The sequence below is a fragment of the Promicromonospora sp. AC04 genome (assembly GCF_003058225.1).
Lineage (GTDB): Bacteria > Actinomycetota > Actinomycetes > Actinomycetales > Cellulomonadaceae > Promicromonospora.
Map to the genome: position 1 here is coordinate 139,782 of NZ_QBUG01000007.1, position 23,173 is coordinate 162,954.

Consider the following 23,173-nt stretch of genomic DNA (forward strand, 5'->3'; position numbering starts at 1 on the left):
ACTCCGACAACCACTAGCGAGGCTCTCATGAAGGTAACCATCGACCAGGACAAGTGCGTCGCCTCAGGGCAGTGCGTCACGGCAGCCCTGGACGTGTTCGACCAGCGCGACGAGGACGGCATCGTGGTCCTGCTCGACGCCAACCCGCCGGCCCACCTGGCCGACGACGTCCGCCAAGCCGCGGCAGTGTGCCCGGCGCTGGCCATCATCATCGAGGAGTAAGCAGCCCGTCGACGAGCTGTCGCCTGGTGCATCTAAGGACACGAGATGCACCAGGCGACAGCTCGGGCTGCTCAGTCGGCGAGGAGCTCCGCCGCACGGCCCTCCTGGTCGGCGTCCAGGTCAAGCCGGCCGAACGCGGCCACCGCCTGGTCGAACGTCCGGTTCACCCGCGGCTCGACCTCGACGACGCCCGCCGGGGAGAGGATCGCCTGGTCGTACTCCGCGATCCACGCGTCGATGTGCGCCACGTAGGCGTCGCGCGCCCGGTCGAGCTTGCCGCCGTCCGGCAGTGGCACCGCCTTGGCGTCCTCCTTGGCGGTCAGTACTCCGGCGCGCGCCTCCTCGGCGAGGTCCGGCACGTCGGTCATGAGGGCGGCGGCGAGCTCTTCCTTCTGCTCGACGTCGGACGTGGCCTCGATCTCGTCGAAGCGGCCGCTGATCTCGTCGATGTAGTCGCGCATCGTCGACTCGCTGTGCTCCACGGCGTCGAGCAGCACGTCAGCGGGCTCGCTGGTGCGCTCGGCCTGGGACCAGGCGATGCCGCTACCGGCGCCGGCAACGAGGAACGCGCCGACCGCGGACAGCAGGACCCGGTGATTTCGCAGGTTGAGCATTAGTTCATCGTCACCCGAGTCTGGGGTGCTCCGCGCGCTGATCGGTGTGATCCGTGACGGAGAAAGCGGTCATATGCCCTTATCTCGGGCAGGGGGACGGGCTGATGGACCTGCACGGACAGGAAAAAGTCCCGGATCTCGCGCCGCCTGTCAGACCCTCGTGCGCCCCAGGTGCTCCAGCCGCTCCGCCGCCAGGACGGCCCGGCTCAGCCCCGCCCGGATGTAGGGCGCGTCCGTCCCCGCGCTCTTCAGGTAGAAGATGCCCACGTTGATCAGGCTGACGAAGCACGCGTAGACCAGCACGTCCTGCAGCAGCCCCAGGGACAGCAGCGTGCCGATCACAACGATCGGGATCAGGTAGACGGCAACGGTCGGCTGCCACGCCGCCAGCCGCTCCAGGGTCGCGATCTCGCCCCGCGGCACCGAGGACAGCCCCACCGCGCGGGCACGGGCGTTCGCGTCGCGCGCGAACCAGAGGCAGGCCTGGACCACCCCGGCCACCGTGACGATCCCGATCAGCGTGAACAGGGGCCACCAGTCCCGCTGTACGAGCGTCGGCAGCACCACGTAGACCGCCGGCAGGACCGCGAGGGAGCGCAGCCCGACCTCCGCGACCACCGCCCGCACGCGCGGCGTCCCGCCCGGCGGCGTCGCCCATGTGGTGCTCAGGTCCGCGAAGACGTTGAGGTAGAGCCGGGCGCTGACCAGCGCGAACGTCAGCGTCACGAGGCGCACCGGAAGGTTCCCCAGCGGGTCCGGTATGGGGTAGTCGTCGGCCCGGATGTCGTCGAGGAAACCCAGGCCCGACCCGGACCGGTCGAACACCTCGTCCGCCACCTCGAACCACTTCGCCTGCCAGGACAGCCCGAAGTCGCGCGACCACCAGGTCACGACCAGCGCGGTACCGCACCACAGGAGCACCGCGCAGAGCCACGCCCACCGGCGGAGCCGGCGCGCCTGCAGCAGGTGCGCGACGCCCGTGGCATCCCGCGCCTGGCCGCTGCGCACCTGCAGCATGCGCCGCTGGCGGGCCACCGTCCCGGCACCGGGCGAAAGGTCGCGCAGCCCCTGCAGCCGGCCCCGCGGGCGCTCCCGGCCGTCCTGCTCGAGGATCGCCACCTCGTCCCCGAACACGCGCCCGATCTGCTCGAACCTGGCGGCGGCGGGATCGACCGGGACCACCAGGAGGCGCCGCCGCGGATCGGCGTCCGTCAGGTCCTCCAGGAGCCGGGCGAGCCCGACCGACGCCACGTAGAACTGGTCGGGGACGGTGCCGTCGGCGCTGTGCGGGATCCCGGCGATGGTGATGAGCAGGGCGCCCAGGGAGTAGAGGTCGGCCCGCGGATGCCCGACGCCGTCGCGGCGCACCTCGGGCGCCACGTACGCCCCGTCGCCCTGGACCTGCCCGGTGATGGACCGGGTGTGCAGATGGTTGACGCCCAGGTCGACGAACCGCAGCCGGAGCCGGCCGAGCTCCTCGACCTCCACGATGATGTTGGACGGCGTGAGGTCGTCGTGCCGCCGCCCGTCCCGCTCGAGGTCGGCCAGCGCGGTGAGCAGCGCGCCGCCCAGCTCCCGCAGGGCCGCCGTGTCGACCGGGCGGAGGATCTCCCGTGCGGGCGGGGCCGGCCGCCCGGCGGCGCGGTACGCCAGGTGCTCGCCGAGCGTCCGGCCGCGGACGAGGTCCATGAGGATCCAGCTGTCGTGGCTCGCCCAGACGGGCACCGCCGGGGAGCTCACCTCGGCGTCGAGCCGCCCGTGCTCGGCGAGGTAGCCCCGGGTCGCGCCCACGATCGCGGGGATCGTGAGGTAGGGGTGGATGAGGCACTTCAGGGCGAAGGTCGCGGTCTGGCCCCGGGACGGCGCGGCGACCCGACCGGTGAGGATGATCGACGTCGTGCCGTGCCGGTAGAACTCGAGGCTCGTGATGTCGAGCGCTGCCCACTCCGCCCTGGTCTCGGCCGACGCCGCTGAGCCCCGGGACGCGTCCGGGTCGTGGAGGGCGGCGATGGAGCGCTGCACGTCCGGGTCGGCCACGAGGGCCTTGCTCAGGTCCTCCGCCGTCGCCCCCGCCACCGCGACGTCCCACGGCGCGTCACCGTGGAACCGCATCCGGTCCGAGCAGTGCATGGCGACCAGGGTGAGCAGGTAGAACCCGAGAAACCCCACGGTCCGCGGCTCCAGGGAGCGCGCGTCGGCGGGCTCGGACCACCAGCGCCACAGCTCCTCGATCTCCCGCTGCCGCGAGACCTGGAACCGGTCGGCGTAGGCGCGCTCGTCGAGCGGGATGTCGCGCAGGACGGCGTGCCAGTCCTGGGTCCGCCAGGCATTCAGGCCGGCGGGGCGGGCCCCGGCGGCACCGCGACCGGCCAGCTCGCTCACGACGGCGGTGAGTTGCTCGAGCGTCGCTCTCACGGCATCCCCCAGGTCACGGTCTGTGACGATAACGGAGGCTTGGTCCGGCACGCTGGGAAAACGCGCCGGTCCAACAAACTGGCGCAACCCACATCCCTGCCGCGCGCGTCACGACGTCCTGAGTGATGCTGGCTCTCGGCCGGCGGTCTCCGCCGGCCCCCCGCAGCACCCGACGAGGAGGAAACAGACCGTGTTCGGACCCGATTTCTTCGAGCGACTCTCGCAGCGGATGTACTACGACCTCGACGGCAACCCGATCACCCAGGATCAGTGGTCGGTGCTGCGCCTCGGGGCCGGGGGCGCCCACGTCGCACGCGACCACATCGGGATCTACCACGTGTCGACGGTCTGGACCGGGATCGACTCCGCCGCCGCACTCGACGACGACGACGACCACACTCCGCTGATCTACGAGACGATGGTCTTCGTCGAACGGCTCGACCCGGACGGCGTGCTCTCCGAGGACGAGCTCCTGGACTGCACCGAGCAGCACGCGGAGATGCACCCGACACGGGAGGCCGCGCTCGCCGGCCACCACCGCGCGACGGCGATAGTTCGCGAGTGGATAGCGAAGGGCCGCCCCGAGCTCTGACGACGACGGGAGAGCAAGGATGCAGACCAGCACACCCTCTCTGACCGCAGCTTTCACGACACGCCGCGCAGCGCACGGCCGTGCGCTCTACGGTGAACCGATGCATGGAACCACCCCGCGGGAGCTGGGTCCGGCGGGCGCTCAGGCACTGCTGGGCGGGCTCTTCGAGCCCGGCGCCGACCGCCTCGCCCACTCGGTCGGCGTCGGCCGGCGCGCGGAGCAGGTCGCGGGGGCGCTGGGCCAGCCGGACCTGCTCGTCTCGGCGGCGTACCTGCACGACGTCGGCTACGCCGCGGCCGCCTGCGACACCGGGCTGCACCAGCTCGACGGCGCTCGCTACCTGCGCCGCCTCGGCGCTCCGGACGACCTGACGAGCCTCGTCGCGCACCACACGGCGGCCGTCGTCGAGGCGGCCGCGAGGGGCTTCGACACGACGCTGCGGGACGAGTTCCCCGCGCCGTCGGACAGCGAGCTGCTGGACCTGCTCACCTACTGCGACATGACCACCTCGGCCCAGGGCGGGACCGTCACCGTGGACGAGCGGTTCGGCCGCATCTACGACCGCTACCCGCCCGGCCACCTGGTCTCGCGCAGCATGCGCCACGCGGAGCCGTACCTGCGGCGGATCGTGTCCGCCGTCGAGGACCGGCTCGGGTAGACCGGCTGGACAAGCTCACGTGAGGAACGGCTCCGTCCGCGACGAGTCCACCGCGTGATCGATACGCAGCCGCATCGAGGGGTGGATCTCCAGCTCGCCGAGCCGGTCGACCTGCTGCCACACCACCTCGCTGGACTCCCCCGAGGTCCGAGCGGTCCCGCCGGTGACCGTGCCGCGCATGCAGATGGAGAACTGGGCCCGGACCTCGCCGTCCGAGTAGACGATCACGTGCCGGGGGTCGGTGTAGATCCCGATCAGGCCCGTGATCCGCACGCGGTACCCGGTCTCCTCCTCGGTCTCCCGGACGCCCGCCTGGCGCACGGTCTCCCCCGGGTCTATGCCCCCGCCGGGCAGGGCCCAGAGGTCGTTGTCGGTCCGATGGATGAGCAGCAGACGTCCGACGTCGTCGCGCACGGCAACCGTGACCGAAGGAACCACGGAGTTCACGGGCGGCGCGGTCGGGTCGTCGAAGTAGTCGATCCGAACCATCACGCCACCCTTCCCGGGTCCTCCGTCCGGGGCCAGGCCGACAACGGCGCCGCGGCGCTCCACACCCGCTCGAACCCCGCCTGGTAGGCGGGCGCCATCGAGGCCTCCGGGCCGTCCTTGAGGTGCAGCAGCGGGTTGGCCCCGGCGGGCGAGCCCCACACGTGGGTGTTGACCAGCAGGTCGTCGTCGAACCGGAAGGTCGTGGCGTACAGGGTGCGGTCGTGCAGCCGCACCTCGATGCCCGGGGTGCCGAGCGCGGGCGCCAGGTAGGCGAGCACCAGCGCGATCCGCCCCGCGAGGCCCGTGCCGCCCTCCTCCTGGGTGCGGACCGTCACCGCGTCGCTCTCCGGGTCACCCAGCAGCAGCCGCACCTGCACGCCGCGAGCCGCCATGTTGACGATCTCGGTCGTCAGGTCGAGGGTCTGGTCGGGCAGGAACGTCGCCGCGAACGCGTGCAGCTCGAACCGCTGCTCCACGCCCGCCAGGAAGGCGCGCCAGGTCCCGGACGGCACGGCGCGCCGCGCCGGGTAGACGCCCACGATCTCCTGCGCGGCGGCCTCGGCCCGGTCGACGTCGCCCCAAAGCGCGGCGACGTCGCAGCCCAGCGCGTCGGACACCGCGACACGATGACGCGGGTGCGGCGTGCGGCCCTGGGCCACCCACCGCTCCACGGTCTTCGGGTCCACGCCGACGGCGGCCGCGAGCCGTACCTGGCTCAGGCCGGCCTGGCTCATCGCTGCGACCAGTCGTTGATTCCTCACGTGTCATTCACCCCCTAGGGACGTATCTATCACCGAAACGTCCCGGCCGCTGCCGATGGCACGTCCCATGTCCTCGGCGCACAGTGGTATCGAGCCAGTGCCCCTGCCCGACCCGTGTTCTGGAGAGTCTCGTGAATCCCATCGCGTCGCAGTCGGTCACCGAACGTCTTGGCGATGTCATCGATCTGCTGCGCCACGTTCGCACGGACTGGATCGAGGTCCTCACCGTCACGCCCGAACGGGTGTGCCTGCAGCCCTGGCACCTCGACGACGGCGAGACGATCGCTCGTGCGCTGGGCCTCGACCACGCCATCGACCAGCGCATGCTGGACCCCGGCTACACGCTGTGGACCGGCACCTGGCGAGGCGTCGAGGTGCAGGTCCGCGGTGCGCTGCGGGCCGGCGTGCCGGCGCTCTGACCTCGGCGGGCGCTTCCGCACCGACACTGACCAGCCGATTCGCCCGTCCGCGAACGCGCCGGTGCCCCTGGCCACACGGAGCGCCTCACACCCTAGGGTGGGGGGATGACCGACGCGCATCACGAGCAGCAGGAGCAGGCCTCGCCTCGCCAGACCGTGCTCCTCGCTGCCTTCGAAGGTTGGAACGACGCGGGGAGTGCCGCAACGACGGCGCTCACGCACCTGGCCGAGGTGTGGGGCGCCGAGAAAGTGACCGAGCTCGACCCCGAGGAGTTCCACGACTTCCAGGTCAACCGGCCGTACATCTCGCTGGACGACGACGGCAAACGGTCCATCACCTGGCCCACGACGACCGTGTCGGTGGCCCAGGTGGGCGAGCGCAAGGTGGTGCTGGTGCACGGCGTCGAGCCGTCGATGCGCTGGCGCAAGTACTGCGAGGAGCTGCTCCAGGTCGCGGACGAGCTGGGGGTGCGGACCGTGATCACGCTTGGCGCGCTCCTGGCCGACGTGCCGCACACGCGACCTATCCCGATGACCGCGACGTCGGACAGCGTGGGCCTGCAGTCCGTGCTCGACATCGACGCCAACACCTACCAGGGCCCGACCGGGATCGTGGGCGTGCTGCAGCACGAGGCCGCCCAGCGCAACCTGCAGTCGGTGAGCCTGTGGGCGGCCGTGCCCCATTATGTGGCCAACCCGCCGTCGCCCAAGGCGACGCTCGCGATCCTCACGCGCGTGGAGGAGATCCTCGGCGAGTCGGTCCCGATGGGCGAGCTGCCCGACGACGCCGCCGCGTGGCAGCACGGCGTGGACGAGCTGGCGTCCGAGGACTCGGAGATCTCCGAGTACGTGGCCCAGCTCGAGGAGGCGAAGGACACCGCCGAGCTCCCCGAGGCGTCCGGCGACGCGATCGCGCGAGAGTTCGAGCGGTACCTGCGCCGTCGGGACAGTGGCGGCAAGGACAGCGGGCCGGAGAAGCTCTGATCCCTCGCCATCCCTGGCCAACTCCCTAGTCGTCGCAGCTGGGCGGGTTGCGGATCAGGGCCCCCTTGCAGGTGTCCCCGCTGGACAGCAGCATCGTCGGCAGGTCATCGTCGTCGCGCAGATAGTGCGCGTCGCAGGTCGCCATGCTGATGGAGTCCGTGGCCTCGACGAGAACCTCGCCGTCGAGCGTGACCCTGCACGTGAAGCCGAGCTCGCTGGTGATCGGCTGACCGGACATGACGCCCAGCGTGAACGAGTCCAGCGGGCCCTCGAACTCGATGGTCTCGGACCACGGCGGCTGGACCTCGACAAGCTCGACCTCCGAAGCGTCGGGGTCCTGGTTGCTGAAGGCATACGTGTTCGAGTCGTGGAACCCGGTGTAGGTCACGCCGAGCGGCAGGCCCTCGGCGTCAGAGTTCTCGTAGAACGCCTCCAGCACGATCGTGTGCAGCTCGGCGGACCCACCGTCGTCGCCGGAAGCTCCGCCGCCACCGCCGTCGCCGCCCTGCGCGTACTCCGGCGGCGCGTCGTCCCCGGTCAGGGCCGTCAGGGTGGCCACCCCGCCGATGACGAGCCCGATCGCGGCGACCGCCGCGACAGCGCCCAGCACCAGGCGGCGCGACGGGCGCCAACGCTCCGCCGTCGGCACGGGCTGCGGGGCCGGGGCGGCGGCCGGAGTGGCGGCGGCCTCCTGCGGCTCCGTCGCCGCGGCGAGCTCCGTGACCATCTCCGACACCGCTTCCGGAAGCCACTGGTCCGACGCCGGATCGTCCGACGTGAACCGGTTGAGCAGGGTGGAGACCGACGGGCGCGCGCCGGGGTCCCGCTCGAGGCAGCTTGCGACGGGCCGGGCCAGCGCGCTGGGCAGCCTGCTCAGGTCGGGCTCCCCGTGCAGGATCTGGGACATGGTGTCCTCGGGCGTGCCCCCGCCGAACGGGCTGCTCCCGACGGCGGCGAAGTGGAGCACGCAGCCCAGGGAGAAGACGTCGCTCGCCGGTGTCACCGCCCCGCCCAGCACCTGCTCGGGGGACATGAAGGCGACGGTGTCCGTGCCGGGGTCGGAGACGATGGTCGCGGTCGAGGTGTGCTCCAGCGCGCGGGCGAGGCCGAAGTCGATCACCCGGGGCCCGTCGGCCGCGAGGATCACGTTGTCCGGCGTGAGGTTGCGGTGCACCACCTGCGCTCCGTGGATCGACGCCAGGCCTTCGAGCAGACCCGTGGCGAGCCGGCCGACGGCGGCGGCCGGGAGCGGACCCTCCGCGACCGCCTCCCGCAGCGTGGGCCCAGGGATGTAGGCGGTGGCGACCCACGGGTGCTCGCCGTCGGTCCGGGCATCCACCACCCGGGCGGTGTAGAGACCGTCGACGCGCCGGGCCGCCGCGACCTCGCGGGCGAACTGCCGGCGGAACGGGGCATCCGCGGCGAGCGGGGCCGAGACCACCTTGACCGCAACGGGCCGCCCGCCGGCGGACCGGCCCAGGAAGACGTCGCCCATCTCGCCGCTGCCGAGCCGGGCCTCCAGGCGAAACGGGCCCACCTCGGTCGGGTCGTCAGCACGCAGCTCGCTCAGCACTTGTCCTGTTCCTCTCTCTGGTCTTCCTGGTCGCTGTAGGCCACCGCAGGTTCCGGGCGGGCCCGTGGTTCCGGGCGTCGCCGGTTACGTGTCCTCGTCCAGCAGGTCCTGGTAGTTCTGGTCGGTCACGGAGCAGCGGGTCCCGTCGTCGAGCGACCTGGTCTCCTCGGACACGACGTCGCCGTCGAAGGTGATCCGGCAGGTGAGGTCGTCGGACGTGCCCTCGGCGAAGAGGTGCAGCTCGATGAGTGCGCCGTCCACCAGCAGCCGCTCCTCCCAGTCGGATGTGGCGTCGATCCAGTCGTCGTCCTCGCGGCCGAACACCTCGGTCTCGATCTTGTCCGTCGGTCCGACGTCGAGCAGTCCCGTGTAGATGAGGCGCACCGGCTCGTCCGGGCTGGCGCCGGACACCTCGACCTCGATCACATGCCGGGCGAGCTGGCTCGCGGAGTCGAACGGGGTAGCGCTGCTCTCAGGAGTGGCCGACGGCGTCGGCGTCGGCCACGCACTGGTCTCCGGCTCCGAGACCGTCGGGCCGGCCAGGACCGCCGCGTACCAGTCGGTGAGCGCGCGGAAGACGAGCACCCCCGACACCGCGAGCACCACTACCGCAGCCCCGACACCCACCCAGGCGAGCACCCGGCCACGCGGCACGGTCGCGGGCACCGGAGCCGGATCAGGCGCCGGGACCGGGGCCGGGGCCGCGGACAGCACGGTGTCGTGCGAGCGTGTCGGGTCCGGGTCAGGCTGAGTCGCGTCCGGGACGTCCACGGTGACCACCGGTATGCGGGCCGCCTCGCTCCGCTGCCGCGCCATGGCCGCGATGTCGGGCGGGAGCAGCCAGCGCGCGCCCTGGCCGCTCCGGCTCGCGAGCTGCGCCAGGACGTCCGGGATGGTCGGGCGTTCTCCGGCCTCCTTGGCCAGGCACGCCGCGATCAGCGGCGCGAGGCCTGCCGGGACGTCGTCCAGGTCCACGTCCTCGTGCATGACCCGGTACAGGACGGCCTGGGTGCGGCCCGTCCCGAAGAGCGTGCGACCGGTCGCGGCGAAGCCGAGCACGCAGCCCAGGGCGAAGACGTCCGACGCCGGCGTCGTCTGCTGCCCGCGCGCCTGCTCGGGCGACATGTACGCCGGGGTGCCCATCGTGGTCCCAGCCCGGGTGACGGCAGTCGTCGCGTCGAGCGCCCGGCTGATCCCGAAGTCGATCACCCGTGGCCCGTCCTCCGCCAGGAGGACGTTCGCCGGCTTGAGGTCGCGGTGCACGAGGCCGGCCTCGTGGATCGCCGCCAGCCCCTCGGCCAGGCCCGCGCCCAGCAGCCGGACCAGCTCCATGGACAGCGGCCCGTGCGCGTCGACCGCTTCGTGGAGGGACGGGCCCGGCACGTACTCCGTGGCCATCCAGGGCCGGTCTGCGTGCGGGTTCGCGTCGATGACCGGAGCCGTGTGATACCCGCCGACGCGGCGGGCGGCCTCGACCTCGCTCACGAACCGCGCCCGGAACTCCGGGTCCTCGGCCACGTTGGGCCACGCCACCTTGACCGCCACCGGACGGCCGGCGCGGGTGCGGGACAGGAAGACCTCGCCCATGCCGCCGCCGCCGAGGCGGGTCTCCAGCCGGTAGGGACCGACCGTGCGCACGCCCTCGGCAGCCGACTCCACCACGATGCCCCGCCCCCCAGCGACTGTACATTTGGGCCAAATCGCCCTCAGAGAGTAGGGAGGCTACCGCAACTTCGTGCTCAGCACAGAGGCCCGAGCCCTCGTGGGCTCAGGCCTCTGCGATCCGGTTCGGCGTGACGTTCACGCGCTGTTCGAGATGGGCTCGATCCGCACTCCGGCGTCCGGCCCGTGGAAGCCCACCCAAGTCTCGAGGCACCGTGCGGCGTCCTCGACGCGGTCGTAGACCGGCGCGTATCCCGGTCCGTTGCGTACGACGCGATATCGCGTGCTGCACCGGGGCGTCGTCGTGACGGTGACCCGGGTCTCGCCCGTGAAGTCTTCCTCGTACTCCGTCATGCTCCCCATCCTGCACCGGGTTAAATGCAAACGGAAGCAGGGGTCAAAACTAACCTGGCAAGCGCATGCCATGGCTCTCGCCTACCTGACGGAAACCGGGCCGTCAAGAGGTCAGAGACGCACTCCGAGCAGGGCATTCACCGTGCGGGCCATGATCCCGGGGGCGCCCTCCTCGTCGGCGGACGTATCCCGCGACGGCGCCAGGGACAGGTCCGCCCAGGCGTCGACGGCGGCCAGCGCGGCCGGTGCGTCGAGGTCGTCGGCCAGCGCCGCGCGGACCGCGGCCAGGGTCGCGTCGGCGGACGGGCCGCCGTTCCCGGACACCGCGTCGCGCCATCGCACGAGCCGCGCCTCGCCCGCCGGCAGCGAGGTCTCGTCCCACTCCCACTCGGTGCGGTAGTGGTGGGCCAGCAGGGCCAGCCGGATCGCCATCGGGTCGTGCCCGGCATCGCGCAGGCGCGACACCAGCACCAGGTTGCCGAGCGACTTGCTCATCTTCTCGCCCTGGTAGGCGACCAGGCCCGCGTGCACGTGCGTGCGGGCGCCGGCTGGCTCACCCTCGGGCCCCGGACACAGCACCCGCAGGTGCGACGTCGACATCTCGTGGTGCGGGAACAGCAGGTCCGAGCCGCCACCCTGCACGTCGAACCGCTCCCCGGCCGCCAGGCCGAGCCCATCGCGCGCGATCACCGCGCACTCGATGTGCCAGCCCGGGCGGCCGCTGCCGAGCTTGCCGCCGTCCCACGCGGGCTCGCCCGGACGCTCGCGGCGCCAGAGCAGCGGGTCCAGCGGGTCCTTCTTGCCCTCGCGGCCGGGGTCTCCGCCGCGCTCGGCGAAGGTGGCCAGCGCCTCCTCGCGGTCGAGGTGCGCGACCGTGCCGAAGCGCGGGTCCGCGGTGAGGTCCGCATAGACGTCGCCCAGCTCCGGCGTCGAGCCGCCGGCGCCCGGCTCGAGCGGTACGCGGTAGGCCGCACCGGACTCGACCAGGTCCGCCACGGCCCGCGCGACGTCGGGGACCGACTCCACGGCACCGGTCCACGTCGCCGGCGGCACGACGCCGAGCGCCGTCATGTCCTCGCAGAACAGCGCCGTCTGGGACGCCGCGAGCTCGCGCCAGTCCACGCCGGTCGCGGCCGCGCGCTCCAGCAGCGGGTCGTCGACGTCGGTCACGTTCGAGGCGTAGACGACGTCCTTGCCCGCGTCGCGCCAGGCGCGCACCAGCAGGTCGAACGCTACGTAGGTGTTCGCGTGCCCGATGTGGGTGGCGTCGTACGGGGTGATGCCGCACGCGTACAGCCGGGCCTGCGGCCCCGGCGCCGCCTCGACGAGCTCACCCGTGGACGAGTCGTGGACCCGCACCGGGGCGGGCGCGGGAAAGCCGGGGAGCTGCGGGACTTGAGGTGTGGGCCAGGCGTGCACGCGACCAACGATAACCGCCACCAATGACACTCCCCGACCACGTCAGGGCCTCAAGCATGTGTTCTACGCGACGCCGCCCGTCGCGTTGATGGTGCCCGACATCAGCAGCCACACGACAACTGCCGCGAGCACGAACCGGTAGTACACGAAGGGCTTGTAGGAGTAGTTCCCGATGATCTTGAGGAAGCCGATGATCACCGCGTAGCCGACGCCGAACGCGACGATCGTCGCGATGATCGTGGCGCCCCAGCCGGGTGACCCTGCGGGCAGCGGCTCGCCCAGCGTCTTGAACAGCTGGTAGAAGCCCGAGCCGAGCACCGCGGGCAGCGCCAGGAGGAACGAGTAGTCCGCGGCGGCCTTCCGGGTGAAGCCCATGGCCAGGCCGGCCGTGATGGTGCCGCCGGAGCGCGAGACGCCCGGCACGAGGGCCAGCGCCTGGGCCAGGCCGAAGGTGATGGCGCTGCGCCCGGTCAGCGTCGTCAGCTCACGCTCCTGGCGGCCGAAGATGTCGGCCAGGAGGAGGAGGATCCCGAAGAACGTGAGCGTGAAGACCGTGAGCCAGAGGTTGCGGAGCGTCGTCTCGATGTAGTCCTCGAACAGGAGCCCGAGCGCCACGATCGGGATCGAGCCGAGGATGATGTACCAGCCCATCGCGGCGTCGTGGTTCGCGGTGACGCCGGGGCGGCTGTGCCGCACGTCGACGGAGCCGGGCCGCGGCCCCAGGCCGGCGCGGGCCCGCCAGCCCTTGCCGTTCGCTCCGGTCAGCGCCTTGAACCAGGCGACGAGGATCGTCCCGATCTTCTTGCGGTAGTAGATGATCACCGCGGCCTCGGTGCCGATCTGCGTGATGGCGGTGAAGGCCGCGCCAGGGTCGCTCGACCCGATCAGCTCACCGACGATCCGCAGGTGCGCCGACGACGAGATCGGCAGGAACTCGGTCAGGCCCTGAACCAAGCCCAGAAGGATCGCTTCCCACGCAGTCACGGGCGGTGACACTACCCCACGGCGCGCCTCCTGACGCACCCGCAGCAGCCGCAGGTAGCCTGCCGCACATGGAACGACGCCGGGTGGGCAGGTCGGGCCTGCGGGTCTCCGAACTCGGGCTCGGAACCATGACATGGGGCCGCGACACCGACGAGATCGACGCGGCCGAGCAGGTACGGGACTTCCTCGACGCGGGCGGCACCCTGGTCGACACCGCCGCCAGCTACGCCGACGGCGACGCCGAGCGGGTCATCGGCACCCTCCTGTCGGGCAAGGTGTCGCGCAGCGAGGTGGTCCTCGCCACCAAGGCGGGCATCCGTTCCGAGTCGCGGCCCGACGGCGGGGCGGGCCGGGTGGTGGACGCCTCCCGCGGCGCCCTGCTCGACAGCCTCGACGAGTCGCTGGTGCGCATGGGCACCGACCATGTGGACCTGTTCCTGGTGGCCTGCCCCGACCCGAACACGTCGCTCGAGGAGACCTGCAACGCGCTGCGCATCGCCGTGACCAGCGGCCGCGCCCGGTACGTGGGGCTGAGCAACCACCCGGGCTGGGCCACGGCACGCGTGGCGACGCTCCTGGAGCCCGACGTCGGCCTGGCCGCCGTCGAGCTTGAGTACTCCCTGCTGCAGCGCGGCGTGGAGCGCGACGTCGTCCCCGCCGCCGATGCCCTCGGTGCCGGGCTGCTCGCCTGGTCCCCGCTGGGGCGCGGCGTGCTCACGGGGAAGTACCGGCGCGCCATCCCCGCGGACTCGCGGGCAGCGGGCGCGCTGGCCGGTTTTGTCCAGCCGTACCTGGAGGGTCCGGCGTCCGCCGTCGTCGAGGCTGTGGCGACCGCGGCCGAGGGGCTGGGCCGCAGCGCCGGGGAGGTTGCGATCGCGTGGCTCCTGGAGCGCGAGGGCGTCGCGTCGGCGATCGTGGGCGCGCGGACGCCCGCCCAGCTCCGCTCGTCTCTGGAAGCCGTGACCCTGGAGCTGCCGTACGAGGTGCACGCCGCGCTCGACGACGTCTCCGCCCCCGAGATCGGCTACCCGGAACGCTGGTGACCGTGACGCTGGTGACCGTTCCCCTGACCGTGCCTGGTCAGCGCTGCTGCGCAGGCTGCGGCTGGTCCTCCTCCACCTCTTCGACGTCGCCCAGGTCGTCGTCGAAGTCGATGTCTTCGAGGTCCTCGTCCTCGTCGTCCTCGTCGTCGTCCTCATCGATCTCGTCGGCGAGGTAGAACGGCGTCACCTCGCCGAACACCGTTGCCAAGGAGTCCTCGTACACCTCGTAAGCGTCGGCGAGCACGTCGTAGGCGTCGTCGACTGCGGGGTCGTCGTCACTCCGGCGAGTGGCGACCGCGTGATGGTGGGCCTCGAGTGCGGCTACGAGGCGATCGAGCGCGGCACGCGGTTCAACGGTCATAGGTTGAAGGTAGCGCCCCATGAGCCACAATGGGCAGACGAAATTTGTTGCTGTCACCGGTCTGCAATGAAACCGGCATAAACTGACCTCACCCGCGACCCGAGGACGGTGCATCAGATGGCGAGAGACGGCTCCTTGTTCCGCAAGCACAGTCAGTACGAGTACCGCGTACTGACGTTCGACCCGGACACCACCGTGCCGGATGCCCGCAAGGTGCTCACCGACGAGGCCGAGTACGGCCGTTGGGAACTGGCAAGGACCCTCCTCTATATCGGCGGCAGACGCAAGGTCTGGCTCCGCCGAAAGATCATCAAGGTCTCCTCGACGCTCTCTGAGCCGCTCTGAGCCGTTGAGGGCGGGATCCTCGCCCCGTCTGCGCCCCGGGCGAGGATCCCACGCTCAACGGCTAACCGGTCAGCAGGTTGCCAGCAGGCGGTCCAGCACCCGGGTGCCGAACTTCAGGGCCTCGGTCGGCACCCGCTCGTCCACGCCGTGGAACATCCCGGCGAAGTCGAGGTCGTTTGTCAGCTGCAGCGGCGCGAAGCCGTACCCCGTGATCCCGAGCCGGTGCAGCGACTTGTTGTCCGTGCCGCCCGACAGTGTGTAGGGCAGCACGGTCGCCCCCGGGTCCTCCGCGTCGAGCGCGGCGACCATTGCGTCGACCAGGGAGCCGCTGAACGGCACCTCGAGCGCCGTGTCCAGGTGGATCGGCTCGATCCGCACGCGGGGGCCGGCCAGCTCGCGCAGCGTCGCCATGCCCGCCTCCTCCTGGCCGGGCAGGAGCCGCACGTCCAGCGTCGCCTCGGCGCGGCCGGGGATCACGTTCGCCTTGTAGCCGGCCTCGAGCTGGGTCGGGTTGGACGTGTTGCGGACGGTGGCGCCCACGAACTTCGCCGCCGGGCCGAGCGCTGCCACCAGCTCGTCGATGGTGGCGGGGTCGTCGTGGTCCACGGGCAGCCCCGTGAGGTCGCCGACGCCGCGGAGCAGCGCGTCCACGGTGGGCGTGATCGTGTACGGCCAGGCGTGCTGCCCGATCCGGGCGACGGCCGCGGCGATCTCGGTCACCGCGTTGTCCTCGTTGACCTGCGAGCCGTGGCCGGCGCGTCCGTCGGCGATCAGGCGCAGCCAGGCGATTCCCTTCTCCGCCGTCTGCAGGAGGTAGGCACGCTTGCCGCCGATCTCGACCGAGTAGCCGCCCACCTCGGAGATCGCCTCGGTGGCGCCCTCGAACAGCTCGGGCCGGTTGTTCACGGCCCACTGGGCGCCGTACACGCCGCCCGCCTCCTCGTCGGCGAAGAACGCGACCACGACGTCGCGCGCGGGCTTGCGCCCCTCCCGCACCATCTGCCGCACGACGGCCAGGATCATGGCGTCCATGTCCTTCATGTCGACGGCGCCGCGGCCCCACAGCAGCCCGTCCGTCAGCTCGGCGCCGAACGGGTCCACGCTCCAGTCGTCCTTCGCCGCCGGCACCACGTCGAGGTGCCCGTGCAGCACGAGCGCGGGCCGGCTCGAGTCCTGCCCCTCCAGCCGCACGACTACGGACGCGCGCCCCGGGCTGGACTCGAACAGCTCGGGCTCCAGCCCGACCTCGTGCAGCAGCTCCATCACGTACTCGGCGGCGGCGCGCTCCCCCGGGCCCTCGTTGTCGCCGTAGTTCGACGTGTCGATCCGGATCAGCTCCTGACAGATCCGGATGACCTCGTCAGCGGCAGTGGGCACGGGCGTGGGGGTCGGAACAGTCTCAGTCACGGCCCCACGGTATCCGGCCCGCGTAACGCGCCCGGCCCCCGCCGGACACTATCTCGCTGGTCGAACACCGAACCGCAACTGACGTGTCCAGGCGCCGGCCCTCCGGCACCCAACCGCAACTTTCATACCATCGACGGCCCCGAACCGAAGGCTGCGAGTCCACACCGGCGTCGGAGGACCCGCGGCCTTCGGTTCGGGGCCGTCGATGACACGTAAGGGGCGGTTCGGCGCCGCCTCGCACCTCACGACACGCGCGTAACGTGCGGTTCGGCAAAGCCGCCCGGGGTGGTGGCTAGGCCAGGCCGCGGCGGGTCAGGAGCGGCGTGATCTCCGCGGGCCGGCCCCGCAGGTCCTCGAACGACGCCAGCGGGTCCTGCGACCCGCCGCGGGCGAGCAGCTTGCGGCGGAACGCCTCGCCGTTCTCCCGGGTCAGCCCGCCGTTCTCGGCGTACCACTCGACGGTCTCGGCGTCGAGCACCTCGGACCAGATGTACGAGTAGTACCCGGCCGAGTACCCGCCGCCGAAGGCGTGGTTGAAGTAGGTGGTGCGGTAGCGCGGCGGCACGGACTCGAAGTCGACCCCGGCTGCGGCGAGCGCCGCCGCCTCGAAGGGCAGCACGTCCTCGACCGACGTCGGCACATCCGACGGCGCGAGCTGGTGCCACGCCTGGTCGAGCAGCGCGGCGGCGAGGTACTCCGTCGTCGCGAAGCCTTCGCCCCAGATGCGGGAGGCGACCATGGTGTCGACCCACTCGGACGGCATCGGCTCACCGGTGGCGTGGTGCACCGCGAACGACCTCAGGATCTCCGGCTCCCACGACCACATCTCGTTGACCTGCGACGGGTACTCCACGAAGTCGCGCGGCACGGACGTGCCCGCCTGCGAGGGGTAGCGCACGTCGCTGAGCAGCCCGTGCAGCGCGTGCCCGAACTCGTGGAAGAGGGTGGTTACCTCGTCCCACACGAGCAGTGTCGGCTCGCCCGCCGGCGGCTTGACGATGTTCAGGTTGTTGACCACCACGGGCCGCTGGCCCAGCAGGCTGCTCTGGGTCACGAGGCTGTCCATCCAGGCCCCGCCGCGCTTCGACTCGCGGGTGTACCAGTCGGCGAGGAACAGGCCGAGCCCGGTGTCCGGCTCCCCCGGCTCGGGCGCGTCGAACACCTCGAAGACCCGCACGTCCGGGTGGTATCCCGGCAGGTCGCGGCGCTCCACGAAGGAGAGCCCGAACAGCAGGCCGGCCGCCCGGAACACCCCGTCGCGCACCACGCGCTCGAGCTCGAGGTAGGGGCGCAGGGCGGCGTCGTCCAGGTTGAACCGCTCCTTGCGCACCGCCTCGTTGAGGTAGGACCAGTCGGCGGCGGCCACGCTGCCCGACGGCGTCCCGCTCACCTTCGCGAGCTCGCTCGCCTCCCGCTTCGCGTTGGCGACGGCGGCGGGCGCCAGGCGCCCGAGCATCTGGTTGACGGCGGCCGTGGTGCCTGCCGTCGCGTCCGCCGCGATGTACGCGGCGTGGTGCTCGTAGCCGAGCAGCTGCGCCTGCTCCGCCCGCACCCGGGCCAGCTCGAGGAGCACCTCGCGGGTGTCCGTCTCACCGCCGGTGGCACCGCGGGCCATCGATGCCTGCTGCACGCGTTCGCGGGTGGCGGGGTTCTCCAGGGAGGCCAGCACGTTCTGGTGGGTGAAGAGCTGCATCTCCAGGAGCCAGCCCTCCTGGCCGCGCGCCTCGGCGGCGGCCCGGGCGCCGGCCTTTGCGTCCCGGGAGAGCCCGGCGAGCTCGGCCTCTTCGGTCACGAGCACGCTCGCCTCGTTGGCCCCGGCCAGGAGCTTGCGCCCGAAGCTCGCCTCCAGCGAGGTGATCCGCGCGTTGAGGTCGCGCAGCGTGGCCTGGTCCGCCTCGGGCAGCGCGATTCCGGACCGCTTGAACTGCGTCATGAGCCGCTCGAGCAGGTACGCGGTGTCGGGCTCGAGGTCGAGGGTGCGTGCCGCGGCGGCGTCGGCCAGGGACTTCACGCGCGCGTGGAGGCGCGCGTCCATCAGGATCGCGTCCTGGTGGGCGGCGAACAGCGGGGCGAGGCGCTCCTGGATGTCCTCGAGGCCGGGCGTGGAGTCCGAGGGCAGCTGGTTGTAGAACGCCGTCGCCGCCCGGTCCAGGAGCTGGCCGGCGCGTTCCAGCGCCTCCAGGGTGTTCTCGACAGTCGCGGGCCGCGGGTCGGTGGCGATCGCCTCGACCTCGGCGCGGTGCGCCGCCATGCCCGCGACGATCGCGGGCTCGTAGTGCTCCTCACGGATCGCGGAGAAGTCGGGCAGCCCGTACGGGAGGCCGGACGGGGCGGCGAAGGGGTTGGCCGGGTCGAGGACGGCGCGCCCGCCCTCGGTGGTGGTGTCGCTCACGGAGGTCATCCGGATATCTTCACTCATAGATCGGTGAGCTTCTGGGGTATCGACGCACCAAGGTGCGTCGAGCAGCACGTCCGGTTGATGCTGGACGTGCCGGTCGCCCCGGAGCCCGCCGCCGCCGAGAGGGCTGACGAGATGACTGGTGGGCCGAGCCGCCCGTCGCGATCGAGCCCCGGTTGTTTCCTGTATTGCGCCGGTCCGATGCCGCGAGACGGCCAGCCGAACGCAACACCTTAAAACGTGCGGAAATGGCTCACGCTGGTTCAAGTGCTGAATTCTGCGGAACATGGTCGCGCCGACCTTCCGGTCACTTCTCGTCTACCGTGGAAGCAATTGCCTTTCTTGAGGAGACGCGCGTGATGAACTCATCCGGTGAATCACCCGGCGCCCGCTCCTTCCCGGAAGCGCGTGTCAACGGGGCGCAGAGACCCGCGGTCTCGACTGCTCCTGGGAGCAATCTGGCCGGCTGGGCATTCCTGCTCGGAGCCCCTCGGCCCGAGTCGCCGCTTCGCCGCAGGCTTGCCAGGGTCGGGGGCCTCGTCTCGGTAGGGGCCCTCCTGGCGTACCTGTGGTGGCGGGTCACCTTCACGATGCCCACCGGAGGATGGGACGAGGCGGCGGCGTGGATACTGGTCTGCTTCGAGGCAGTTCCCGTCCTGTGGCTGACGATCCGTATCGTGACGCTGTGGAACATCGACTGCCACGCCCCGGAGCCCGTGAGCGAGCTTCCTCCCGGGATGAGGGTGGCGGTCCTGATACCCACCTACGACGAGCCCGTGGAAGTCATCGCGCCCACGATCGCGGCGGCCTGCGCACTCGAACCCGCGCACGAGACCTGGGTGCTCGACGACGGTGACCGCGACTGGGTCGAGGAGATGTGCTGGGAGCTCGGTGCCCGGTACGTCCGCCGGCCGGTCCATGACCACGCCAAGGCCGGCAACCTCAACCACACGCTCGACCTCATGGCGCGGGAAGCCGCGGCCGGAAGCCCCGACGTCGACATCATCGCCGTACTGGACTGCGACCACGTGCCGCTGCCGACGTTCCTGACCGCCACGCTTGGGTGGTTCGACGATCCCGCCATCGCGCTCGTCCAGGGACCCCAGACGTTCTACAACTCCGGGGCGTTCGACGACGACGGGGTCACCGGTGAACAGGGCGTCTTCTTCCACGTCCTGATGGCGGCCCGGAACCACGACAACGCCGGCCCGTTCTGGTGCGGTTCCACGTCCCTGCTCCGCGTGCGCGCACTTCGTGAGGTCGGCGGGATCGCCACCGACACGATCGTCGAGGACATGCACACGACCCTCGGCCTCATCCGCGCCGGATGGAAGACCGTCTACCACGGTCAGACCCTGGCCGTGGGACTGGCGCCCGCGACCCCGGAGCAGTACCTCCTGCAGCGGACCCGGTGGGGCCTGGGCTCCATGCAGGTGCTCGCCAAGGAGCGGCTGTGGGCCGCCAAGAGATGGCTGTCGTGGCGCAACTACTTCGAGTACCTCAGCGGGACCGTGTGGTGGCTGGAAGGGGTCATCACGGTCGCGGTGTTCCTGCTCCCCGCCGTGATCCTGCTCAGCGGTGCCCAGACGTCGACCGCTGGTCCAGGAGTCTTCGCCGCCGTCTTCCTGACGATGTTCGTGCTGCGGATCTGGGGGGTGCGACAGCTGTTCCGGCACCACATGCACCTTCCGACGGCATTCGCACTGCGGATCTTCCGCATCCCCGTGGGCTTCTCGTGCCTGTGGTGGCTGACGACGCGACGGAACCTCCAGTTCGCGGTGACCCCCAAGGCGGGAGCCGACCAGCGACGACGAGGTCGCCCACCGCGCGTCGTGATCGTGCTGATCGTGGTCGTCTTCACGGTGCTGTTCTACGCGCTGGCCGGCGTACTGGGCTGGGTTCCCTGGCGTGCGACCGCCGGCGCGACGCTGGCATCGGGGATCTGGCTCCTGCTGGCCGGGATCGGCCTGGTCTACGGCACCGTCCGGGTCATGGCGCCCGCCTACGCGACCTCACGCCGCGACGCGCACCGGATAGCGGTGCGCGCAAGAGTGCTGACCGACGGCGGCTACGGTGATCTCGTGGACATCTCCGTCGGCGGGGCCGCCGTACGGTTTCCCCGGGGGTCGGCGCCGTCCGGCCCCGCGGTCACGCTGCACCTTCCTGGAGCCGCGCCCGTGCAGCTCACCGCGGTCCGCAGCACCCGAACGGACGACGGCGACGAGATCATCTCGATGCGGGTGGCGGACGGCGACTGGGCCGCGTTCCGCATCATGTCGATGTGGCTCTTCCACACGCCACCGGGGGCGCTCGACAGCGTTCCTCCGGGGGTGCCCGCCGTCGCTGTCACGGAGCGGCGCCGGGTCTCGCGTGCGCTCGGCATCCTCATCGCCGAGCACAGTCCCGCCGACCCTGTCGGCGACGGTCGCTGACCCACGGGGTGTTCATGGACATCTCGGACCTTGAGGCTGCGATCGCACACGCTGTCGACCACAACGAGCTCGTGCTGCACTACCAGCCGGTCATCCGGGTGCGGACGGGGACCCTCGAAGGGTTCGAAGCGCTCGTGCGGTGGGAACGACCGGGAACGGGGCTGGTCCCTCCGGGAGAGTTCGTCCCCGCAGCCGAGACGTCCGACCTGATCTGCGACCTCGACGCGTGGGTGCTGAACAGGGCGACGGAACAGATTGCCGCCTGGGGCCACGCGGTCGGTGATCACGACCTGACTTTCGCGGTCAACCTCTCCGGCAGGCACATCAACTCCTCACGCGTCCTGGACGACGTGGCGACCGCCCTGCGCCGCAGCGGTGTCGATCCGGGCCGGCTCGTCCTCGAGATCACCGAGAGCGTGCCGGTCGGCGACGGGCCCGCCGTGGCGCACCTCCGCGAGCTGCGGCGCCTGGGGATCGCGCTCGCCCTGGACGACTTCGGTACGAAGTACAGCACGGTCGAGCAGCTGACCCGGCTCCCGATAGACATCGTGAAGATCGACCAGAGCTACCTCGACGTCAGCACCGTCACGACGCGCGAGCTCTTTCGGTCGATGGTGGAGACCATCCATGCCTGCGGCTTCTCCGTGGTGGCGGAAGGAGTCGAGCACCTGGAGCAGCTCGAGCTGCTCCGAGTGCTCGGGGTCGAGTTCGCTCAGGGCTTTGCCCTGGGCCGGCCGATGACCTCGGCCGAGCTCGAAGGCCAATGGCCCGCCCCAAGGCTGCCACCACCGTGAGCGTCCAGAGAAATGCCGACTATCTGCCGAATGAGCGGCGCCGCCCCCATATCTGACGCTTTCTTCGACGCTGTGCCATGCTGTTGAGGGGCAGCCATTCTGTGATGACCAACGAAAGGTCCGGACAGTCGTAATTGCCCGAGTCAATCGCTGCAGCAGGGGGGCGGGCAACATAATGACTACCCGACTTTCACGGCGTCGACGACTGCCGTATCGCTACCGCTTGATGGTGGCGATGTTGTTGGTCTCGTTGCCGGTGATGTTCGGGATGGCGGTGTTGTTGACCACCTCGGCAACGCACAGCCTGACCGTCGCGGCCGAGCAGACTGGGCAGAGCGTCGCACGTGAGGTCTCGCTGAAGGTGCAGGACTGGCTGTCCGAACGGCGCCAGAGCCTGACCGTGCTCGCCGCGACCGCCGCCGACGCCAACGCCGACGACCCGACCGGCGAAGAGGCCCGGTCCGTGATGGCGCAGGTCGCCGAGACCGGCGGCAACTTCACCCTGATCCAGGTCACCGACCTGGACGGCCAGGTGCTGTCGACCAGCGGAACCGGCGGTGTCACCGATCCTGCCGAGCAGGAGTGGTTCGCCCGCGCCGCCGAGGGTCAGCCGGTCCTGACCTCGCCGGTCCGGCGGGGCGATCACATCGAGTGGGTCATGGCGCAACCCGTGCTCGGCCCGGACGGCAACCCGCAGGCCATCGTGATCGGCACCCTCGATCCGGCGCGCCTGGCCGACCTGCTCGAGCTGGAGCTGGCAGAGGTCATCGCTGTGGACTCCCAGAATCGTCTGGTCTACAGCAGCGAGGACATGGGTCAGGATACCGACGAGGCCGCGATGCTGGCCGCCGGCGCCCTGAGCACCACCGTCGAGAACGCCGCCACCCAGGAAGCGGCCAGCACCGGCCGGCCCGGCGTCGCGCGTTTCACCGATCTCGAGGGCCACGACGTCATCGCCGGATACGACCTGGTCGAGGACCTTAGCTGGACCATCGTCGCCGAGGTCCACGCCGACGCCCTGCTCGCCCCCGTCACCACCCAGCGCCAGTACGCCATCGCCCTGCTGGCCGTCGGAACTCTCCTCGCGGTCGGAGCCGCACTCCTCTTCGGCGTCCGCGAGGCGCGGAACCTCAGGGGACTGGCCGCCAGGACCACGGCTGCGGGGGTGGAGGTGAACTCGGCGGCCACGGAGCTGTCGGCATCCTCGGACGAGCTGGCGGCGACCACCACCGAGCAGAGCGCCGGAG

At 71.2% G+C, this 23,173-nt stretch carries 22 protein-coding genes; 10 read left to right on the forward strand and 12 right to left on the reverse strand.

Annotated features, from left to right (window positions below):
- Window positions 1–27 precede the first annotated feature (27 nt).
- Entirely contained in the window at window positions 28–222 is a 195-nt protein-coding gene (locus tag C8K30_RS18905; RefSeq protein ID WP_108494466.1) for a ferredoxin, read from the forward strand.
- A gap of 71 nt (window positions 223–293) precedes the next feature.
- Here C8K30_RS18905 and C8K30_RS18910 read toward each other — a convergent pair whose 3' ends face one another.
- Both C8K30_RS18910 and C8K30_RS18915 read right to left on the reverse strand, forming a co-directional pair.
- Window positions 294–836 (reverse strand): hypothetical protein, encoded by a 543-nt coding sequence (locus C8K30_RS18910; RefSeq protein ID WP_108494467.1) that lies wholly within the window; start codon window positions 834–836, stop codon window positions 294–296.
- Window positions 837–986: 150 nt separating this feature from the next.
- Complete coding sequence (locus C8K30_RS18915) at window positions 987–3,251, reverse strand: hypothetical protein (RefSeq protein WP_108494468.1); 2,265 nt, start codon at window positions 3,249–3,251, stop codon at window positions 987–989.
- Between the two features lie 190 nt (window positions 3,252–3,441).
- On the opposite strand from C8K30_RS18915, the gene C8K30_RS18920 reads away from it, so the two are divergent.
- On the forward strand, window positions 3,442–3,843 hold the full coding sequence (locus C8K30_RS18920) for a hypothetical protein (protein ID WP_108494469.1): 402 nt from the start codon (window positions 3,442–3,444) through the stop codon (window positions 3,841–3,843).
- 100 nt (window positions 3,844–3,943) lie between these two features.
- Entirely contained in the window at window positions 3,944–4,501 is a 558-nt protein-coding gene (locus C8K30_RS18925) for an HD domain-containing protein (protein WP_108494470.1), read from the forward strand.
- Between the two features lie 15 nt (window positions 4,502–4,516).
- On the opposite strand, the gene C8K30_RS18930 is transcribed toward C8K30_RS18925, so the two are convergent.
- Window positions 4,517–4,990, reverse strand: a complete 474-nt coding sequence (locus tag C8K30_RS18930; RefSeq protein WP_108494682.1) for an NUDIX hydrolase — start codon at window positions 4,988–4,990, stop codon at window positions 4,517–4,519.
- Window positions 4,990–5,751, reverse strand: coding sequence for a helix-turn-helix domain-containing protein (locus tag C8K30_RS18935; RefSeq protein WP_146197526.1), 762 nt, complete (start codon window positions 5,749–5,751; stop codon window positions 4,990–4,992). The genes C8K30_RS18930 and C8K30_RS18935 overlap by 1 nt, the downstream gene beginning before the upstream one ends.
- Window positions 5,752–5,882: 131 nt before the next feature.
- On the opposite strand from C8K30_RS18935, the gene C8K30_RS18940 reads away from it, so the two are divergent.
- Window positions 5,883–6,170 carry a hypothetical protein gene (locus tag C8K30_RS18940; RefSeq protein ID WP_108494472.1) on the forward strand — a complete coding sequence of 96 codons (288 nt, stop codon included), beginning with the start codon at window positions 5,883–5,885 and terminating at the stop codon, window positions 6,168–6,170.
- A 105-nt stretch (window positions 6,171–6,275) separates the two neighbouring features.
- Window positions 6,276–7,154, forward strand: a complete 879-nt coding sequence (locus C8K30_RS18945; RefSeq protein ID WP_108494473.1) for a PAC2 family protein — start codon at window positions 6,276–6,278, stop codon at window positions 7,152–7,154.
- 25 nt (window positions 7,155–7,179) lie between these two features.
- Here the strand turns inward: C8K30_RS18945 and C8K30_RS18950 are convergent, their stop codons facing one another.
- The 5 genes from C8K30_RS18950 to C8K30_RS18970 all read right to left on the reverse strand — a co-directional run bounded on the left by C8K30_RS18950 (window position 7,180) and on the right by C8K30_RS18970 (window position 13,146).
- Window positions 7,180–8,727 carry a serine/threonine-protein kinase gene (locus C8K30_RS18950; protein ID WP_108494474.1) on the reverse strand — a complete coding sequence of 516 codons (1,548 nt, stop codon included), beginning with the start codon at window positions 8,725–8,727 and terminating at the stop codon, window positions 7,180–7,182.
- A gap of 84 nt (window positions 8,728–8,811) precedes the next feature.
- The gene (locus C8K30_RS18955; RefSeq protein ID WP_199230571.1) at window positions 8,812–10,389 is read right to left on the reverse strand and encodes a serine/threonine-protein kinase; all 1,578 of its coding nucleotides are present in this window, start codon (window positions 10,387–10,389) and stop codon (window positions 8,812–8,814) included.
- Window positions 10,390–10,527: 138 nt separating this feature from the next.
- A complete protein-coding gene (locus tag C8K30_RS18960; protein WP_108494475.1) occupies window positions 10,528–10,743 on the reverse strand; it encodes a hypothetical protein in 216 nt (71 codons plus the stop codon).
- A gap of 111 nt (window positions 10,744–10,854) precedes the next feature.
- On the reverse strand, window positions 10,855–12,162 hold the full coding sequence (gene mshC / locus C8K30_RS18965) for a cysteine--1-D-myo-inosityl 2-amino-2-deoxy-alpha-D-glucopyranoside ligase (protein ID WP_108494476.1): 1,308 nt from the start codon (window positions 12,160–12,162) through the stop codon (window positions 10,855–10,857).
- Window positions 12,163–12,225: 63 nt separating this feature from the next.
- The gene (locus C8K30_RS18970) at window positions 12,226–13,146 is read right to left on the reverse strand and encodes an undecaprenyl-diphosphate phosphatase (protein ID WP_108494477.1); all 921 of its coding nucleotides are present in this window, start codon (window positions 13,144–13,146) and stop codon (window positions 12,226–12,228) included.
- A 68-nt stretch (window positions 13,147–13,214) separates the two neighbouring features.
- Between C8K30_RS18970 and C8K30_RS18975 the strand changes: the two genes are divergently transcribed.
- Entirely contained in the window at window positions 13,215–14,189 is a 975-nt protein-coding gene (locus C8K30_RS18975; protein WP_108494478.1) for an aldo/keto reductase, read from the forward strand.
- 37 nt (window positions 14,190–14,226) lie between these two features.
- Here the strand turns inward: C8K30_RS18975 and C8K30_RS30740 are convergent, their stop codons facing one another.
- Entirely contained in the window at window positions 14,227–14,550 is a 324-nt protein-coding gene (locus C8K30_RS30740) for a primosomal protein (RefSeq protein WP_132234139.1), read from the reverse strand.
- Window positions 14,551–14,667: 117 nt separating this feature from the next.
- On the opposite strand from C8K30_RS30740, the gene C8K30_RS18985 reads away from it, so the two are divergent.
- Complete coding sequence (locus C8K30_RS18985) at window positions 14,668–14,895, forward strand: DUF5703 family protein (protein WP_108494480.1); 228 nt, start codon at window positions 14,668–14,670, stop codon at window positions 14,893–14,895.
- Window positions 14,896–14,964: 69 nt separating this feature from the next.
- On the opposite strand, the gene C8K30_RS18990 is transcribed toward C8K30_RS18985, so the two are convergent.
- Window positions 14,965–16,302: a M20/M25/M40 family metallo-hydrolase gene (locus tag C8K30_RS18990; RefSeq protein WP_233257283.1), complete on the reverse strand. Its 1,338-nt coding sequence runs from the start codon at window positions 16,300–16,302 to the stop codon at window positions 14,965–14,967.
- Window positions 16,303–16,594: 292 nt separating this feature from the next.
- Window positions 16,595–18,703 (reverse strand): M3 family metallopeptidase, encoded by a 2,109-nt coding sequence (locus C8K30_RS18995; protein ID WP_108494482.1) that lies wholly within the window; start codon window positions 18,701–18,703, stop codon window positions 16,595–16,597.
- A 356-nt stretch (window positions 18,704–19,059) separates the two neighbouring features.
- On the opposite strand from C8K30_RS18995, the gene C8K30_RS19000 reads away from it, so the two are divergent.
- From C8K30_RS19000 to C8K30_RS19010, 3 genes are all read left to right on the forward strand, one after another.
- Window positions 19,060–21,132, forward strand: coding sequence for a glycosyltransferase (locus C8K30_RS19000; protein ID WP_233257304.1), 2,073 nt, complete (start codon window positions 19,060–19,062; stop codon window positions 21,130–21,132).
- A 14-nt stretch (window positions 21,133–21,146) separates the two neighbouring features.
- On the forward strand, window positions 21,147–21,926 hold the full coding sequence (locus C8K30_RS19005; RefSeq protein WP_146197527.1) for an EAL domain-containing protein: 780 nt from the start codon (window positions 21,147–21,149) through the stop codon (window positions 21,924–21,926).
- Window positions 21,927–22,206: 280 nt separating this feature from the next.
- A partial coding sequence (locus C8K30_RS19010) for a cache domain-containing protein (RefSeq protein WP_158281055.1) occupies window positions 22,207–23,173 on the forward strand: 967 nt, incomplete at its 3' end.